The organism is Thioalkalivibrio sp. ALRh (assembly GCF_000381425.1).
In the GTDB taxonomy this organism is placed as follows: Bacteria; Pseudomonadota; Gammaproteobacteria; order Ectothiorhodospirales; family Ectothiorhodospiraceae; genus Thioalkalivibrio.
Window position 1 is genome coordinate 1,271,013 of record NZ_KB906519.1, and the last position, 15,355, is coordinate 1,286,367.

12 protein-coding genes are annotated in these 15,355 nt (G+C 66.6%); 5 read left to right on the forward strand and 7 right to left on the reverse strand.

The window, feature by feature from the left end:
• Positions 1–18 precede the first annotated feature (18 nt).
• On the reverse strand, positions 19–1,410 hold the full coding sequence (locus F791_RS0106075) for a putative O-glycosylation ligase, exosortase A system-associated (RefSeq protein WP_018175022.1): 1,392 nt from the start codon (positions 1,408–1,410) through the stop codon (positions 19–21).
• Between the two features lie 181 nt (positions 1,411–1,591).
• Here F791_RS0106075 and F791_RS0106080 point away from each other — a divergent pair, with 181 nt between their 5' ends.
• Positions 1,592–3,190 carry an acyl-CoA ligase (AMP-forming), exosortase A system-associated gene (locus tag F791_RS0106080; RefSeq protein ID WP_018175021.1) on the forward strand — a complete coding sequence of 533 codons (1,599 nt, stop codon included), beginning with the start codon at positions 1,592–1,594 and terminating at the stop codon, positions 3,188–3,190.
• Positions 3,191–3,231: 41 nt separating this feature from the next.
• Positions 3,232–4,437, forward strand: coding sequence for a pyridoxal-dependent decarboxylase, exosortase A system-associated (locus F791_RS0106085; RefSeq protein ID WP_019592333.1), 1,206 nt, complete (start codon positions 3,232–3,234; stop codon positions 4,435–4,437).
• A 16-nt stretch (positions 4,438–4,453) separates the two neighbouring features.
• Here F791_RS0106085 and F791_RS0106090 read toward each other — a convergent pair whose 3' ends face one another.
• Complete coding sequence (locus F791_RS0106090; protein ID WP_026333007.1) at positions 4,454–6,253, reverse strand: ABC transporter ATP-binding protein; 1,800 nt, start codon at positions 6,251–6,253, stop codon at positions 4,454–4,456.
• Between the two features lie 298 nt (positions 6,254–6,551).
• Between F791_RS0106090 and F791_RS0106095 the strand changes: the two genes are divergently transcribed.
• A complete protein-coding gene (locus F791_RS0106095; protein WP_019592335.1) occupies positions 6,552–8,159 on the forward strand; it encodes an amino acid adenylation domain-containing protein in 1,608 nt (535 codons plus the stop codon).
• A gap of 43 nt (positions 8,160–8,202) precedes the next feature.
• Positions 8,203–8,904 carry a class I SAM-dependent methyltransferase gene (locus F791_RS0106100; RefSeq protein WP_018139516.1) on the forward strand — a complete coding sequence of 234 codons (702 nt, stop codon included), beginning with the start codon at positions 8,203–8,205 and terminating at the stop codon, positions 8,902–8,904.
• Here the strand turns inward: F791_RS0106100 and F791_RS0106105 are convergent.
• The 4 genes from F791_RS0106105 to F791_RS0106120 are packed head-to-tail and all read right to left on the reverse strand — an operon-like array spanning position 8,901 to position 11,871.
• Complete coding sequence (locus F791_RS0106105) at positions 8,901–9,902, reverse strand: glycosyltransferase (protein WP_019592336.1); 1,002 nt, start codon at positions 9,900–9,902, stop codon at positions 8,901–8,903. The genes F791_RS0106100 and F791_RS0106105 overlap by 4 nt on opposite strands.
• Positions 9,903–9,910: 8 nt before the next feature.
• On the reverse strand, positions 9,911–10,795 hold the full coding sequence (locus F791_RS0106110; protein ID WP_019592337.1) for a hydrolase 1, exosortase A system-associated: 885 nt from the start codon (positions 10,793–10,795) through the stop codon (positions 9,911–9,913).
• The gene (locus tag F791_RS0106115) at positions 10,792–11,619 is read right to left on the reverse strand and encodes a hydrolase 2, exosortase A system-associated (RefSeq protein ID WP_019592338.1); all 828 of its coding nucleotides are present in this window, start codon (positions 11,617–11,619) and stop codon (positions 10,792–10,794) included. The genes F791_RS0106110 and F791_RS0106115 overlap by 4 nt, the downstream gene beginning before the upstream one ends.
• Positions 11,620–11,871 carry an acyl carrier protein gene (locus F791_RS0106120; RefSeq protein WP_012983883.1) on the reverse strand — a complete coding sequence of 84 codons (252 nt, stop codon included), beginning with the start codon at positions 11,869–11,871 and terminating at the stop codon, positions 11,620–11,622. It abuts the gene before it with no gap.
• Positions 11,872–12,301: 430 nt separating this feature from the next.
• Here F791_RS0106120 and F791_RS0106125 point away from each other — a divergent pair, with 430 nt between their 5' ends.
• Positions 12,302–14,014 (forward strand): asparagine synthetase B, encoded by a 1,713-nt coding sequence (locus F791_RS0106125; protein ID WP_018994395.1) that lies wholly within the window; start codon positions 12,302–12,304, stop codon positions 14,012–14,014.
• On the opposite strand, the gene F791_RS0106130 is transcribed toward F791_RS0106125, so the two are convergent.
• Complete coding sequence (locus F791_RS0106130; RefSeq protein WP_019592339.1) at positions 14,008–15,354, reverse strand: phenylacetate--CoA ligase family protein; 1,347 nt, start codon at positions 15,352–15,354, stop codon at positions 14,008–14,010. The genes F791_RS0106125 and F791_RS0106130 overlap by 7 nt on opposite strands.
• Position 15,355 lies beyond the last annotated feature (1 nt).

Genomic DNA, 15,355 nt, shown 5'->3' on the forward strand with positions numbered 1-15,355 from the left:
ACATGAATCCGTGTTTCCCTAGCGCGAGATGCCGGGCGCCCCGGTGGCGCTGTCGGGTTCGGCTCGCGTCGGGAACGTGTTCGCCTGGACTGGTGCGGACACGGGCGCCTCGGCCACGCGGGGTGCTTCTTCCAGTTCGCGGCGCATGATGACGGCCAGGGCGATGAACGCGAACAGCAGGTTGAAGTAGATCACGTCGAGGAAGGCCCCGGCAGCCAGGTAGCCGAGCAACCCCACCTGGATGGCCCAGGCGTATTCCGCCAGCCAGATCTGCCCCGTCTCGAGCCGGGCTCGCTTGCGGATCCGGTTCAGCGAAAAGAACGTGAAGCCGACCAGCAGCAGGAAGGTGGCGAGTCCACCAAAGCCATGTTCGCCCATCAGGCCGAAATAGATGCTGTGCGGCGACAGCACGTGGCGCCAGTCCCCCTCGAAATTCGCGTAGCCGACCCACCAGTCATAGCCGAGGTGGTGGTTGCGAAAGCCCATCCCGGTAAGCGGTCGCTCGGTGGCCATGTTCCAGTTCACGCCCCACGCCTGGATGCGTTGCATGGCGGAACGGTCTTCCTCGTAGGTCTCGATCGTGCCCCAGCGATCCAGCAGACGATCCGGCGCGGTCACTCCAATCACCCCGAAGACCAGCACGCCGGCCATCACCATCGCCAGCTTGTGGCGCATGTGCCAGAACAGGAACGGCGCGACCACCAGGATCCCCAGCAGGGCCCCGCGGGAATAGGTCGCGAGGATCGCGATGGCAGTCAGCCAGAACACGCCGTATACGCCCCAGCTGATCGGCCGGTAGAAGCGCTCCAGGCCCGGGATCTCGAGATCCACCCAGCGCTCGCGGAACAGCCGCGCGCTGATCAGGATCAGCGGCAGCACCATCACCATTGCCAGCCCGATGTACGTGTTCCCGGACAGATAGGAGCCCGGAGGGCCCAGCACCATGTACTGCCCGCCCGTGGACAGCGTGAACAGGCCGCCCTTGAACCCGAAAAATGCGATGGAGAATGTAATAACTAATAACAGCCAGACGATGCGAAGCTGACCGAATATCAGCATGGGTGTGATAAATGTAATCAAGAGGATCTTAAAAACGTGCTGCCAGAAGTCCCATGCACCGCTGGAATTTACCGCAAAATACGAAGTCATGGTGATGTAGCCGAGAAACACCCATAACATCACCATCTCGCGCGTCATCGGCATCGGCCGTCGATCCTTGGCCAGAAACAGCGCGGCCAGCGTTGTCATGCCAATGACGGCGGCTACGGGGAAGCTGCGCATGAACGACCAGGTGAGGCCATGCGGGGCCATCAGGCCGACCCAGAACCAGGCGGGGATGCCGACCCAGGGCCTTGCCAGGATCACCGGGATCAACACCATTATTATAAAAAACAGCAGGTAGTCGCGCATCGCAGAGAATTCCGCTATACAGCAGTACGTGCGTGTCGATTCGAGTTTCGACACATGAAAACGGCGATAGTGTTCGGCCCACTCGAAGAGTAGCCTATTTACCGAACGAGTGGGTATGGGGTTGTAAAAGATTCGTACTCGGCTGCGTGCCGAATCCACCTTGACGGAGTCCGTTCTGATCATGCGTCACACCACCCTGCTGCACGAAGGCGTTTTGCACAGCGCCGAGCGAAACCCAATGGCCTCGGCCATCACCCATCGGGGGGTCACGCAGTCATACGAGGCGGCCGCCAGCGACATCGAGAACGCAGCCCGACGGCTGCTCGCCACCGGGCTTCAGCGACAGGACCGGGTTGCGGTGTATCTGGACAAATGTCCGGAGGCGGTCCATGCGATGTTCGGGGCCTCGCGGGCGGGAGGGGTGATGGTCCCCGTCAACCCGCTGCTGAAGGCCTCGCAGGTCGCGCACATCCTTCAGGACTGCCGGGTGCGAATCCTGGTCACGTCCGCAGTGCGCTATGCCGCGCTGCGCGATGCCCTGGCGCAATGTCCGGAACTGGACACCATCCTGTTCGTGGACACACCGCCTGACGCCGAAACATCGGGCGGGCCGCGGCTCGAGGCCTGGCAGTCGGCGGCGGATTTCGGGCTGGGCAGGCCGGCCCATCGGGTCATCGACACGGACATGGCGGCGATCCTCTACACCTCCGGCAGCACCGGGCGACCCAAGGGCGTGGTGCTGTCGCACCGCAACCTGGTGGCCGGTGCGCAAAGCGTCGCGCACTATCTGCACAATCGTGCGGAGGACCGCATCCTCTGCGTGCTGCCGTTCAGCTTCGATTACGGCTTCAGTCAGTTGACCACCGCGTTCCTGACCGGGGCCCATGCCACCCTGCTCAATTACCTCCTGCCCCGCGACGTTCTGAAGGCGGTGAGCCAGGGCGGGATCACCGGGCTGGCGGCGGTGCCACCGCTGTGGATCCAGCTGGCCGAGATGGAGTGGCCGGAGGCCGCGCGGCGATCCCTGCGCTACATCACGAACTCGGGCGGCGCGATGCCCCTGAAGACCCTGAAGCGCCTGCGGGCGCACCTGCCGCGCACCCAGGTCTATCTGATGTACGGCCTCACGGAGGCCTTCCGTTCGACCTATCTGCCGCCCGAGGAGGTCGATCGCCGCCCCGACTCCATGGGGCGGGCCATACCCAATGCCGAGGTCATGGTCGTGCGCGAGGACGGCAGCCGCTGCGCCCCCGGAGAGCCCGGGGAACTGGTCCATCGCGGGGCCCTGGTCGCGATGGGCTACTGGAACGATGCCGCGCGCACGGCCCAGCGCTTCCGTCCCGCGCCGGGACAACCCGAAGGCCTGCCGGGCCAGGAGATGGCCGTGTGGTCCGGTGACACGGTGCGGATGGACGAGGACGGATATCTGTACTTCGTCGGCCGGCGCGACGAGATGATCAAGACCTCGGGGTACCGGGTGAGCCCGGTGGAGATCGAGGAGGTCGCCTATGCCACGGGGCTGGTGACCGAGGGGGCGGCGCTGGGTATCGCGCATCCGCAGCTGGGCCAGGCGGTCGTCCTGGTCGCGCTGCCCGCCGAACCCTCGGTGACCCATGACCAGCTGATGGCGCTGCTGCGCGAGCGCTTGCCGGCCTTCATGGTACCCAGCCACCTGGAGCTGCGGTCGCAGTCCCTGCCCCGCAATGGCAATGGCAAGATTGACCGCAAGGCGCTGGCGGCCGAGTTCGAGGGCCTGTTCCAGGCGGTCGCCCTGTCATGAACCGGGAGGTATCCATGACGTCCGCCCCCCGGCATGCGGCGATGGCGGCCTTCGAGGTGCGCGACCACTCGCTGCTGATCGGCGGTATCCCTCTGGCCGAGATCGCCCGCCGCGCGGGCCGGACCCCGTTCTATGCCTATGACCGACAGGTCATGACGCGCCGCGTCCAGGCCCTGCGCCAGGCCTTGCCGCGGGACCTGTCGATCCACTACGCGATCAAGGCGAACCCGATGCCGGCGGTCGTGGGCCATATGGCCTCGCTGGTCGATGGCCTGGATGTCGCCTCCGGGCGCGAACTGCAGATTGCACTGGACGCCGGGGTGTCCGCGGCCGATATCAGCTTCGCCGGGCCGGGCAAGTCCCCGGCAGAGCTGGAGATGGCGGTAGCCGCGGGGATCACCATCCACCTCGAGTCCGATACCGAACTGACGCGGGTCGCGGCGATTGCCGAGCGTACCGGCAGGGCGCCCTGCGTCGCGGTACGCGTGAACCCCGACTTCGAGCTGAAGACCTCGGGCATGAAGATGAGTGGCGGCCCCAAGGTGTTCGGCGTGGATGCCGAGTGCGTGCCCGAGATGCTGGGGCGCATTGGCGAGCTGGGGCTGCACTTTCGCGGGTTTCACATCTTTGCCGGCTCGCAGAATCTGCGCGCCGAGTCGCTGGTGGAGGCCCAGGGCCTGACCCTCGACCTGGCATTGCGCCTGGCCGACCATGCCCCGGGGCCGGTGGAGACGCTGAACATCGGGGGCGGTTTCGGCATCCCCTATTTCCCGGGCGATCAACCGCTGACCCTGGGCCCCATCGCCGAGCAGCTCGAGAAACGCCTGCCGGAGGTTCGCGCGCGGATGCCGCAGGCCGAGATCATCCTCGAGCTGGGCCGCTATCTGGTGGGGGAGGCGGGCGTGTACGTCGCCGAGATACTGGACCGCAAGGTCTCGCGCGGCCGGGTATTCCTCGTCACCAATGGAGGGCTTCATCATCACCTGGCGGCCTCGGGCAACTTTGGTCAGGTGATCCGCAAGAACTACCCGGTCGCCATCGGCAACCGCATGGGAGAGGCCGACACCGAAGTCGTGGACGTCGTCGGGCCGCTGTGCACCCCGCTGGACGTCCTGGGTCAGCAGATGGAACTGCCCCGCGCGGAGATTGGCGATCTGGTGGTGGTCTTCCAGTCCGGGGCCTATGGCTACACGGCCAGCCCCAAGGGGTTCCTTAGCCACCCGGAGCCGGCGGAGATCCTCGTCTGACGCGAGGGGTCCGGTGTCAGGCGTGGCCGGCCGCCAGCTGCTGGAAGTGCGTGCTGCCGTCGACCAGCATCTCCCAGCGGCCCTGGTCGACCAGACGCCCGCTATCGAGCACGTAGATCTGATCGCAGGGTTTGACGGTGCTCAGCCGGTGCGCGACCAGGATGATCGTCTTGTCGCCGCTCAGGTTGTGAATGGCGTCCATCACGGCGCGTTCGGTGGCGTTGTCCAGGGCGCTGGTGGCCTCGTCGAAGAACAGCACCGCCGGGTCGCGGTAGAGGGCCCGGGCAATGCCGATGCGCTGACGCTGTCCGCCGGACAGGCGGGTCCCGCGTTCCCCGATCAGGGTGTCGTAGCCGTGCGGGAGGTCGTTCATCACGAAGTCGTGCAGGTTGGCCAGGCGCGCGGCCCGCTCCACCGCGGCATGATCGATCTCGGCCTCCGGTACGCCCAGGGCGATATTGGCGGCGACACTCTGGTCGGCCAGGAAGATGTGCTGCGGGACATAGCCGAGTGCCGCCTGCCACTGCCGCACGTTCGCTGCGGTGAGTGGCTGCCCGTCGACCAGAATCGCTCCCTCGTCGGGTTCCAGCAGCCCGAGCAGGGCATCCACCAGCGTGCTCTTGCCGGCCCCGGACGAACCCACCAGCCCGATGGTCGTGCGGGCCGGGATCTCCAGCGAGAGGTGATCCAGTGCAACGCGGTCATGCTGGGGGTAGCGATAGGTCACGCCCTCGACCCGAATGGCCTGCTGCGGCGCCAGTGCAGCAGAGGTCTCGCCGCGCGGGGGCAGGACGTCGCCGCCGCGGTCGCCCAGATCCTTCAGGATGTTGTCGACCGCCGCAAAATTGAAGCGCAGGGCCGCCACGTTCTGGAAGATCTTCTGGAAGGCGGGAATCAGTTGTTTGCCTGCCAGCGCATACAGGCCGAGCAGGGGGAGGGCCTGGGCGAGCCCCCCGTCGCCGGCCATCAGGTACAGCACGAGCAGCAGTACGCCACCAAAGGCGATCGCCTCGATCGCGTATTGCGGGGTGTCCTGCAGGAGTACCGCATTCGCCTGGTGCCGGGCATAGCGCCTGGACGGGTGGCGGTAGCGCTCCAGGTAGTCGCGTTCGCGCCCCAGCAGGCGGATCTCCTTGGCGCCCGCGAAGGCCTCGGCCGCCGCGGTGAAACGCTCGCGGTTGGCCTCCACCCGGTCCTGTCCGATCCGGTTCAGCCAGATACGGGCCACGACATAGATCGCCGCATAGACGCTGCCCAGACCCAGGGCCACGGTGAGCGCGAGCCACGGCTCGACCAGGATGAGCAGGGCGATGATCGAGACCGCCAGCAGACCCTGGCTGACCAGGCGCATGGCCGGCATCACCGCGCCACTGATCGCGTGCGTGGTCTCCTGCAGGATCGTCTTGGCCAGGTCGCCCGAATTGCGGTGCAGGAAGAAGGTATAGGGCCGTCGCAGATAGTCGGCCATCAGGCGGCGTGACAACTCGTACTGCTGCATGTGCGAGAAGCGGGTGATCGACCACTGCGTCAGCGCCTGCAAGAGCGTCCCGAGCATGAACATCACAAACGCCGCTACCCCCAGAAAGTAGAGAAACTCTCCGGTCGACTCGAAACCGAGGGTGTTGTACGCCTCGTTTAACAGCGCGTGGCCGTGAACCATGTCCGGGTCGGACAGCACCGCGAGAAACGGCATCACCGAGGCGACCCCTACGGTCTGCATGAATGCCGCGCTGATCATCAGGATCACCAGCAGCCCGACCTTGCGCCGATCCCGGGGGTGCAAAAGGGCGTTCAACTTGCGCAAGGTTCTTAACATGTAATCAACCGGTTTTCAGCATCGGGACCCCTATGACGTATAGCGTTTTTTTACCCTCGTGGAAACGGGAAAGTGAGGCCTGACGGGGCGGAATGGCCCGTTAATTACAAAACTCATGCGGCCGTCCAATCCGAAATATCAGGTAAATCCCCCGCGGTCGGGATTGCGTGATTTAACCGGTTTCCGGATTCTCCCAGAAGAGGGTGGACAGCCAGCTTTCGGCGAGTATTCAAGTAAAAACTGCCGCCAGCAGGCGCGGTCTCCATCCCGTACATTTGTGACTTCAAGGAGTGGTCGGATGGCCATGGACGAGTACGGTTTGCACGCCGGGTTCCTGCGCGCGGCTAGGCAGTTCGCGGACCGCCCGGCGCTGGATGTGGAGGGGGGCGAGGTCCGCTACCGGGATCTCTACGCCGCCAGTGCCAGCCTGGCTTCGGGCCTGCAGGCCGTCCTGCTCGCCGACGAGCCGCGGACGATCGGCGTCCTGGCCCAGCGCTCGCGCATCCTGTACCAGGGCCTTCTGGGGGTGCTGATGGCCGGGCACACGCTGGTACCCCTGAACCCGTCCTTCCCCCCCGAGCGAACACGGCGGATGGTCGATCTGGCCGGCTTGGGAGCCTTGGTCGTGGATGCCACGGGGATGCAGTCGCTGGATGGCTGGCTGGGGCCGGAGCATTCCGACTGTGCGATCTGGCTGCCGACCCGGGAGGACTGCGATGCCTTTCAGTCCCGCTGGCCCGGGCATGCCTTTTATGCCCTGGACGCGGCCTCGCCCCCCGAGGGGTGGTCGCCGGCACGGGTCAATCCCGACGATCTCGCCTGTCTGTTCTTCACCTCGGGCAGTACCGGTGTACCCAAGGGCGTGGCCGTGCGTCATCGCAATGCGGCCCGGTTCGTCGCCATGTCGCGGGAGCGCTATGACCCTCTGGGGCTGAGCGAGAACGATCGTTTCTCGCAGTTCTACGACATTACCTTCGACTCCTCGATGTTCGACCTGTACGTGGGATGGGCCTACGGGGCGTGCCTTTGCTGCCCCTCCGCCCGCGAGTGGTTCAACCCCAACCGCTACATCGCCGACAAGACCCTGACCGTCATCGACATCACGCCGTCGGCCGGCCATGGCATGAGTCGCCGCAACGGCTGGGCCCCCGGCCGTTTCCCCCAGCTGCGGCTGTGTCGCTTTGGCGGCGAGGCCCTGTCGGCGGAACTGGCCAGGATCATGGCGGCCGCCGCGCCCAACGCCACGATCGACAATGCCTACGGACCCACCGAGTGCACCGTCGACGCCTGCTTCTACCGCTGGGACCCGGCGCGTTCGCCTGCCGAGTGCACCCACGGGATGGCCCCCATCGGCTATCCGGGCAACCAGGTCGGCATTCGCGTGGTCGACGAGGACTTTCACGAAGTGCCGGAAGGGGGCGAGGGCGAGCTCCTGATCAGCGGGCCGCAGGTCAGCGCCGGGTACTGGAAGGACCCGGAGCGCACCGCGGCCGCATTCATCCGGCTCGGGGACGACAGCACCCTGTATTACCGCACGGGCGATCTCGTGCGGCGCCCGTATCCCGGAGAGCCCCTGCAGTTCCTCGGGCGCTTCGATCACCAGATCAAGATCGGTGGCGTGCGCATCGAGCTGGGAGAAGTCGAGCAGGCCCTGCGCGAGGCTGCGGCGACCGACCAGGCCGTTGCGGTCGGCTGGCCGCGTACCGCAAGTGGAGCCTCCGGCATCATCGCCTTTGTGGTCGCCGAACACCTGGACGTGGAGGCGATTCGGGAACGACTGAGGCAGCGGCTCCCCACCGTAATGGTGCCGCGGGAGATCCATCTTCTGGACGAACTGCCGCTGAACGCGAATGGCAAGGTCGATCGCAAGGTGCTCGTCGAGATGCTGCAGGCGGCTGAAGCGTGAATAACCCAGCGCTTTCAGGCCCTGCCACTGCGAGGGCAGCGAGATGATGGATGCGCTGGTTCAGTTGCGCTCCTCCCTGCACCGGCATGGCTGGTGGCGCACCCTGGCCCTCATCCCGCGGAACGTCCTGTTCCGGCTGACGGACTTCGACCGCAAGCATGGCACCAATACGGGCATCCAGGCCGGGGACGACGCGGGTCTGCCGCAGGAGCACGAGGGATACGAGGGGGCCCCGCCGCGTCTGTTCCACAGGATCATCCGCTCCCTGGGCATCGCCCCCGCGCGCTATGCGTTCATTGATCTGGGGTCGGGCAAGGGAAAGGCGCTGCTGCTCGCATCGCATCATCCGTTTCGCCGGATCATCGGGGTCGAATACAACTCCCGCCTGGACGCGATCGCCGCTGCGAATGCGCGGATCTACCGGCACCCCGAGCGCTGCATGCACCGGATCGAGACCGTCTGTGGCGACGCCGGCGCGTTCGGGTTGCCGCCGGGCGACCTGCTGATCTACCTGTTCAATCCCTTCAAGGCCGCGATCATGGAGCGCGTGCTCGCGAACCTCGAGAGCGCCCTGCAGGCCGACGGAGAGCGGGACGTGCTGGTCGTGTACCAGAACCCGACCCAGCGAAGGCTGCTGGACGAGGCCCCATTTCTGGAGCGCGTGGCCTACCGGGAGTACCGCACCAGGCGGCTGCGAAAGATGCCGATCGGCCGTGTCGCGGTTTATCGAAACCGCCGAGATTAGCTCCGGGCGAACAGGGCCTTCACCGTACTGGCCCCCAGATACCCCCAGGTCTTCATGCGTCCCGGTCGGCGCACCAGGGCCTGAAAGAACGCGCGCCGGGCGATCCGTGGGTCTCCCTCCCAGTAATGGTGGTAGCCGAAGGTGAAACAGGCATCACCCAGGCGCTCGCGGACCCGGGGCCAGGGGGTCTTTTCGCCATTGGGCCCCACCAGACCCCAGCGACCCAGCGCCCGCTGGACCACTTCGACCTCGTAGTTCACCTCCGGGTATCGGGTCATGCAGCCACGCCCGTGCAGGCGATAAAGGGCGGTGACCCGGTCCAGCTGGCGGTACTCGGTCAGTCGCGAGGCTCGAATCCAGTAGTCATAGTCCTGGCCGCGCTTGAGCTGCGGGTCGAACGGGCCGACCTGTTCCACCAGCTCGCGCCGCATCATCACCGTGATCGTATGCGGCAGGGATTCCATTAACAGCTGGTTGTACACCCAGCCCGAACCCTCCGGGACAATCTCCGGCACCTCGGTCACCGGAACCGGGGGATCGGCCAGGGTATGGGGCGGGGCGAACTGTCCGCTGGCATCGGGCTTCCACGCCAGAAAATCCGTGTGCACCAGGCCGATCTCCGGGTGCTGCTGCATGTACAGCACCTGGGCGGTCAGCTTGCCGGGCAGCCAGACATCGTCGGAATCGATAAAGGCGATGAAGTCGCCCTGGGCAGCCGCGATGCCGGTATTGCGGGCTACGGCCGCCCCCTGGTTCTGCTGGGTCAGCAGCGTCAGACGATCGCCATACCCGCGCAGGATCTCGACCGTCCCGTCGGTCGAGCCGTCGTCCACCACGATAAGCTCGATGCCGGGGTAGTCCTGATCCAGGACGCTGTCGACGGATTCGGCAATGTAGGCCGCCGTGTTGAAGGCCGGCATGATCACCGACACCAGTGGCTTGCGGGGGAGCCCCTCCGGCTCGGCCGGGAGTACGTTGTGCGCCAGGGAAGCTTCCATGGGCGGCATCATCCCGGGCTGGGCCCTGGCGCCTGGCGCAGCCAGTCATGCGTCCATGTCGCAACCTGGTCGCGCCATTCGCGGCGGGAAAAGGTGTGGTTCGCGTCCGGCAGTTCGCGCAGGGTCACGCGAGGCTGTCGCAGCAAGCCGTCCCAGGCCGGTGCATGGCTGGCCACATCCCGAAACTCGGCGGCCGTCAGGTCCTCTCCGCTCAGGACCAGCAGGATCGGCCCGTGAAAACGGCGCCAGCCCTCGGCCATCCGGTTCGGCAGAGGTGCCGACGAGACATCGAAACGGCCCTCGTCGGTCGCAGCCGGGGGAGCCTCGGCACGACGGCCCAGTACCGTGCCGACCATTCGTCCCAGGGAGCGCAGGGAGGCCCAGGGGTTGAAACGCCCCTTCAGGGCGCCTGACCAGAAGTCGCGCGAAACAAGCCGCTGGAGGTAGTAGGTCTTCAGGTAGGCGCGGGCCAGGCCTTCGTCGGTGCGGACCCACGGGTTGGCCAGCACCAGGCCCGCCACCCGGGGGTCGCGCCAGGCATAGAACAAAGCGGCGGAGGCCGCACCGCACAGACCCCAGATCACGACCTCGCGCATTCCCGGTACCTCGGCCGAGAAGGTATCCATCGCCGCGCGCAGGTCATCGTGTACCTCTTCGTAATCGCGCTGGGCGCCGGACGCGTCGCCCATGCCACGAAAATCGAAACGGAATACCGGGATCCCCTGGGCCGCCAGGTCGCGCGCCAGCAGTAGAAACTGGCGATGACTGCCGACGCGATACTGCGGGCCACCCACGGCGATCAGCACACCTCGCGTGGCTCCCGCGGCCCCGGGGTGGAGGATGCCAAGCAGCTCATCCCCGCCCAGCTGGAAGACGACCGCCCGCTCGTTCATGCCGCACGCCCCAGGGATACGGTGTGTCCCAGGCAATCCATGGTGTGTTCCAGCAGGGCCGGGACCTCCAGGATGTCCGGCGCATTCCAGAAGGGTTCGCCGAGGACAACGGAGGCGTGTGCTTCCACCCCCTGCTCGCGCCACGCATCCAGCGTTCGGGTGCTCCCCGGGGATAGAGCAGCGCCCTCGCTGTCGCTGACCTCGAACCAGTACACCGGCCCGTGTGGCGGTGGTGCCAGGCGGGCCTTTGCCAGTGCCTCTGCCAGTGCCGGGGCCAGGGTATAGCCCGCGACCTCGATGGTTTCTCCCGCCTCCAGTCGGCCGCGCAACTGCCCCGTGCTTTCCTTCTCCCCGCCCATCATGGCGGCGGCCATGCGCAGGCGGAGGAATTGTGTCAGGTGCTGTTCGCCGTTGGTGACCGGTTGCCACAGCACGGTCGCCGCCACCGACGGGGCGCGTGTGGCCAGAAGCTCGCTGATCAGCAGGGCGCCCGCGCGCAGTCCCCAGAGGATCAGGGGGCCCTGGTCGTCGGATTTCGCCTCCAGGTGATCCAGGCAGCGCGCGAGGTCGTCGAGCCAGATCTCCCAGCGCGCATCGCCAAAATCGCCACCGCTGTCGCCGCAGCCGTACAGGTCCGGCAGCAGGACGGTGTACCCCTCGCGGGCCATGCGCCGGGCCTGCAGCGCCACCATGCGCCGGGCCTTGTTCAGCTCCTCGGCAAACGGGGGTACGAACAGGACCCGCCCGCGGGCAGGGGCCCGGGCGGCCGGGTGCAGGACATAAAAGATCGGTCCGGCGCAGCCCGGCAGGAAACCGGCGTCCATCTAGGCACCATTCTTGTGTTCAACGAAATCGACCAGGGCGCCGACGGTCTCGAAGGTCTCCGCACTGACGTCATCGTCATCGATCACGATGTCGAACTGTTCTTCCATCTCGTTGATCAAGGAAACCACCGCCATGGAGTCCAGTTCGGGGACCCCGCCCAGCAGGGGGGTGGAGCGGTCAAAGTGCTGGGCGCGGCCATTCAGGCCGAGGGCGCTGTCAAGCAAGGCCTTGATGTGCTCGAGCGTCGACATGATGCAGATCTCCTGTTCCCTGGTGGCGCATTCCACATACTTCCAGAAGCCCTATTGTGAAAGTTTGTGGCCGACAACTGGAGACCTTGCGGGTACCAAATAATCAATACTTTAAAGTGGTCGGCAGTCCCTCCATCATTGAGTTTTACCTTTTGCCGGCATTTTTGGTTTGCTGGAAGGTAAACGCGGAAACTTGAATATCGGCATGCCCACGGGAGCCATCACAGGCGGGCACTTGCTGCTGTTTCCTTGAACGCCGCTTCAGGCGACAGGAAGGCCAATGGCGGGACTATGTGGATGGTTTGGAGCGCCCAGGGGGGCGGCGGGCGATATCCTCGGCCTGCAGGAGGCGGGGCTCCCTTCGGTCCCGCGTGAGTCCAGCGCGCGCTGCGATGGCCCCCGGGGCGGGTGTCTGGTCCAGGGCGGCTGGGTGGCCCAGGCCCCGGATGGGCTGATCGCGGCCATCGCCGGCCACCCCCGGTGGCGGGAGCGCGGCCTGCAGCGCCTGGCGCTGGAGCAGTCGCCCGCCCATGCCTTGCTCGACGCCTACCGGCGTTTCGGCGATGCCCTGTTCAGCCAGGTGGCGGGGGATTTCGTGGTGGCGATCCTGGACCCGCAGCGGCCGCGCCTGCTCGCGGGCGTGGACCGCATGGGGCAGGCCTCGCTGCACTGGGCGGCGGTGCCGGGCGGGGTGGCCTTCGGGACAACGGCCGGCAGTGTAGTTCGCTATCCCGGTCTGAGCCGCGATCCGACCCCCTCGGGGCTTTATCACTATCTCTTCTTTCACATGCTGCCCGCACCGGTCAGTGTGTTCGCGGGCGTCGAGAAGCTGCGCGCCGCGCATTACCTGGACGGTCAGGCGGACACAATCCGCGTGAAGCCCTACTGGCTCCCGCATTTCCGCGAGGCGCGCATGGGCGATGCCGCCGAGATGGGGACGGCCCTGCGGGATCAGCTGCGCAATGCCGTCAAGCAGCAGCGGGAGACGCCGAAGCCGGGGGCCTTTCTCAGCGGTGGGCTGGACAGCTCGACCGTGGCCGGGCTCCTGGCCGAGACGACCCCCGAGCCGCCGCCGACCTTCAGCATCGGTTTCGATGCCCCGGGTTACGACGAGATGGAGTACGCCCGCATCGCGGCCCGGCACTTTGCGACCCAGGCGAACGAGTACTACGTGACGCCGGACGATGTCGTCGCCGCTGTCCCCCTGATTGCCGGCAGTTACGACGAGCCCTTTGGCAACTCCTCGGCGCTGCCTGCCTATTTCTGTGCACGCATGGCGGCACAGGCGGGCGTGACACGGATGCTGGCCGGCGATGGTGGCGACGAGCTGTTTGCCGGCAACGCACGCTATGCCAAGCAGGGCCTGTTCGAGCACTGGCAGCGCCTGCCACGCCCCTTGCGCCAGGGCATGCTGGAACCCCTGGCGACCCGCATCCCGCAGGGGGCCGGCTGGTTGAGCAAGGCGCGCCGCTACGTGGAGCAGGCGCGCATCCCGCTGCCCGATCGGCTGCAGACCTACAACTACCTGTATCACCTCTCGCCCACGGCGATGTTCGAGCCGGACTTTCTCTCGGCGGTGGATACCCAGGCCCCGTGGGATCTGATGCGCGAGATCCACGACCAGCCGGCACACGCCTCGCCGCTCAATCGCATGATGTACCTGGACTGGCAGCAGACCCTGGCCGACAACGATCTGCGCAAGGTGACCCGCATGTGCGAGCTGGCCGGCGTGGATGTCGTCTTTCCGATGCTGGACGACGACGTGGTGGAGTTCTCCCTGGGCATCCCGTCCGACCAGAAACTGCGCGGGCAGCGGCTGCGCCACTTCTACAAGGAGGCGATGCAGGGCTTTCTGCCCGACGCCATCATCGACAAGAAGAAACATGGCTTTGGCCTGCCCTTCGGGGTGTGGATGCACGACCACGCGCCGCTGCGCGAACTGGCCTATGACAGCCTGCTGCGGCTCAAGGGGCAGGGCTTTCTGCGGCCGCAGTTCATCGACGAACTGATAGCGCTGCACCGCGACGGACACGCGGCCTATTACGGCGACATGGTGTGGGTGCTGATGATGCTGGATCTCTGGCTGCACGCCCCGCCGAGCGAGATGCCAGCCGAAGCGCGCGCCCAGGCGGGCGGTTACTGAACCCGGCAGACCACGTGCCGGTGCTTGCCGCCGGCTTCCGGGGCGATCGCCTCGACCTGGCGGATTTCCACCGTCAAGGATTCCCCCAGGGCCTGTGTGAAGGCACGCCGCAGGCGCTGCTCCACGGTCTCGGCCAGGGGCTCGTCGAGGACCAGCAACAGCTCGACCCGGTCCGGCGCGTGCTGGATGATCTTGTACGAGCGCAGGCCCGCGATCTCGCGCAGGCAGTAGTTGAAATGACTGCCGTGCACCCAGCGGCCATCGAGCGCGATCAGGCCGTCGTTGGCCCGCCCCTCGATCTCCCGCAGCAGCGGCAGGCCGCGCCCGCAGGGGCAGGGCGCCGGGTCCAGCGCGCCACGATCACCGGTGCGGTAGCGGATGAAGGGATACTCCGGGCCCATCAGGTTGGTGACCACGATCTGCCCGGTCTCGCCGGCCGGAAGCGGTCGCCCGGCATCGTCCAGGATCTCGACGATCAGCGCCTCGGCCGTCAGGTGCAGCCCGCCATGCGGGCACTCGCGTGCGATCAGGCCGGCATCCCGGCCGCCATACTCGTTCGCGACCCCACAGCCCAGTACGTCGGTGATGATCGCCCGCCACTCCGGGCGCAGGACCTCCGACGTGGTAAAGGCCACCCGAATACCCAGATCATCCAGGCGCCGGCCCTGTTCCCGCGCGTGTGCGCAGACCCGTGCCAGTACGGAGGGGTAGCCGAAGATCATGCGCGGGCGGAACTCGCGAGTCTGGTCAATGATGGCATCGACCCGTGCCCGGTCGAGGTCGCGGGCCGGGACCAGGCGCGACCGCAGCACGCGGTCGCGCCAGGACCGCAGGCGATTCTGTACGTCGGTCTCGTTCGGTGCGCCCCACAGGACCAGCTCGCGATCGCCAATGTCGACGCCCCACCAGCGGGTCGCGCGCCACTTGGCGGCGATGTCCATCGCAATGCGCTCGCGCCCCAGCCAGAAGGCCAGCGGTTCGCCGGTCGAACCGCTGGTACGTTGCGCGACCAGGTGTTGTGCCCCGTCCGCTCGCCACTCATGGCCTGCCTGGCGCAGCACGGCCTTGTCGATGATCGGCAGGCGTTCAAGATCCGCAAGGCTCGTCAGTGCGCGGGGTGACCAGCCCTGGTCGGCGAACCACTGGCGGTAGAACGGTATCTGTTGGGCCACGCGTTCGAGCAGGAGCTGCAGGCGGGTCAGCTGCAGGTTCTCCAGTGCCTCGGGTGCCCACCACTGGGTCGCCTCCAGCGCCTTGCGCAGGCGCACCGTCGAGTGCCCTTTCAACCGCTCGTGCACGGGAAACGCGCCATGCGCGACCAGCGAGGTGTACAGCCCCATC

Excerpts from the sequence above, each read along its gene's own strand:
- F791_RS0106075 (WP_018175022.1), bottom strand. The coding sequence starts at position 1,410 with ATGCGCGACTACCTGCTGTTTTTTATAATAATGGTGTTGATCCCGGTG.
- F791_RS0106080 (WP_018175021.1), top strand. The coding sequence starts at position 1,592 with ATGCGTCACACCACCCTGCTGCACGAAGGCGTTTTGCACAGCGCCGAG.
- F791_RS0106085 (WP_019592333.1), top strand. The coding sequence starts at position 3,232 with ATGGCGGCCTTCGAGGTGCGCGACCACTCGCTGCTGATCGGCGGTATC.
- F791_RS0106090 (WP_026333007.1), bottom strand. The coding sequence starts at position 6,253 with ATGTTAAGAACCTTGCGCAAGTTGAACGCCCTTTTGCACCCCCGGGAT.
- F791_RS0106095 (WP_019592335.1), top strand. The coding sequence starts at position 6,552 with ATGGCCATGGACGAGTACGGTTTGCACGCCGGGTTCCTGCGCGCGGCT.
- F791_RS0106100 (WP_018139516.1), top strand. The coding sequence starts at position 8,203 with ATGATGGATGCGCTGGTTCAGTTGCGCTCCTCCCTGCACCGGCATGGC.
- F791_RS0106105 (WP_019592336.1), bottom strand. The coding sequence starts at position 9,902 with ATGGAAGCTTCCCTGGCGCACAACGTACTCCCGGCCGAGCCGGAGGGG.
- F791_RS0106110 (WP_019592337.1), bottom strand. The coding sequence starts at position 10,795 with ATGAACGAGCGGGCGGTCGTCTTCCAGCTGGGCGGGGATGAGCTGCTT.
- F791_RS0106115 (WP_019592338.1), bottom strand. The coding sequence starts at position 11,619 with ATGGACGCCGGTTTCCTGCCGGGCTGCGCCGGACCGATCTTTTATGTC.
- F791_RS0106120 (WP_012983883.1), bottom strand. The coding sequence starts at position 11,871 with ATGTCGACGCTCGAGCACATCAAGGCCTTGCTTGACAGCGCCCTCGGC.
- F791_RS0106130 (WP_019592339.1), bottom strand. The coding sequence starts at position 15,354 with ATGGGGCTGTACACCTCGCTGGTCGCGCATGGCGCGTTTCCCGTGCAC.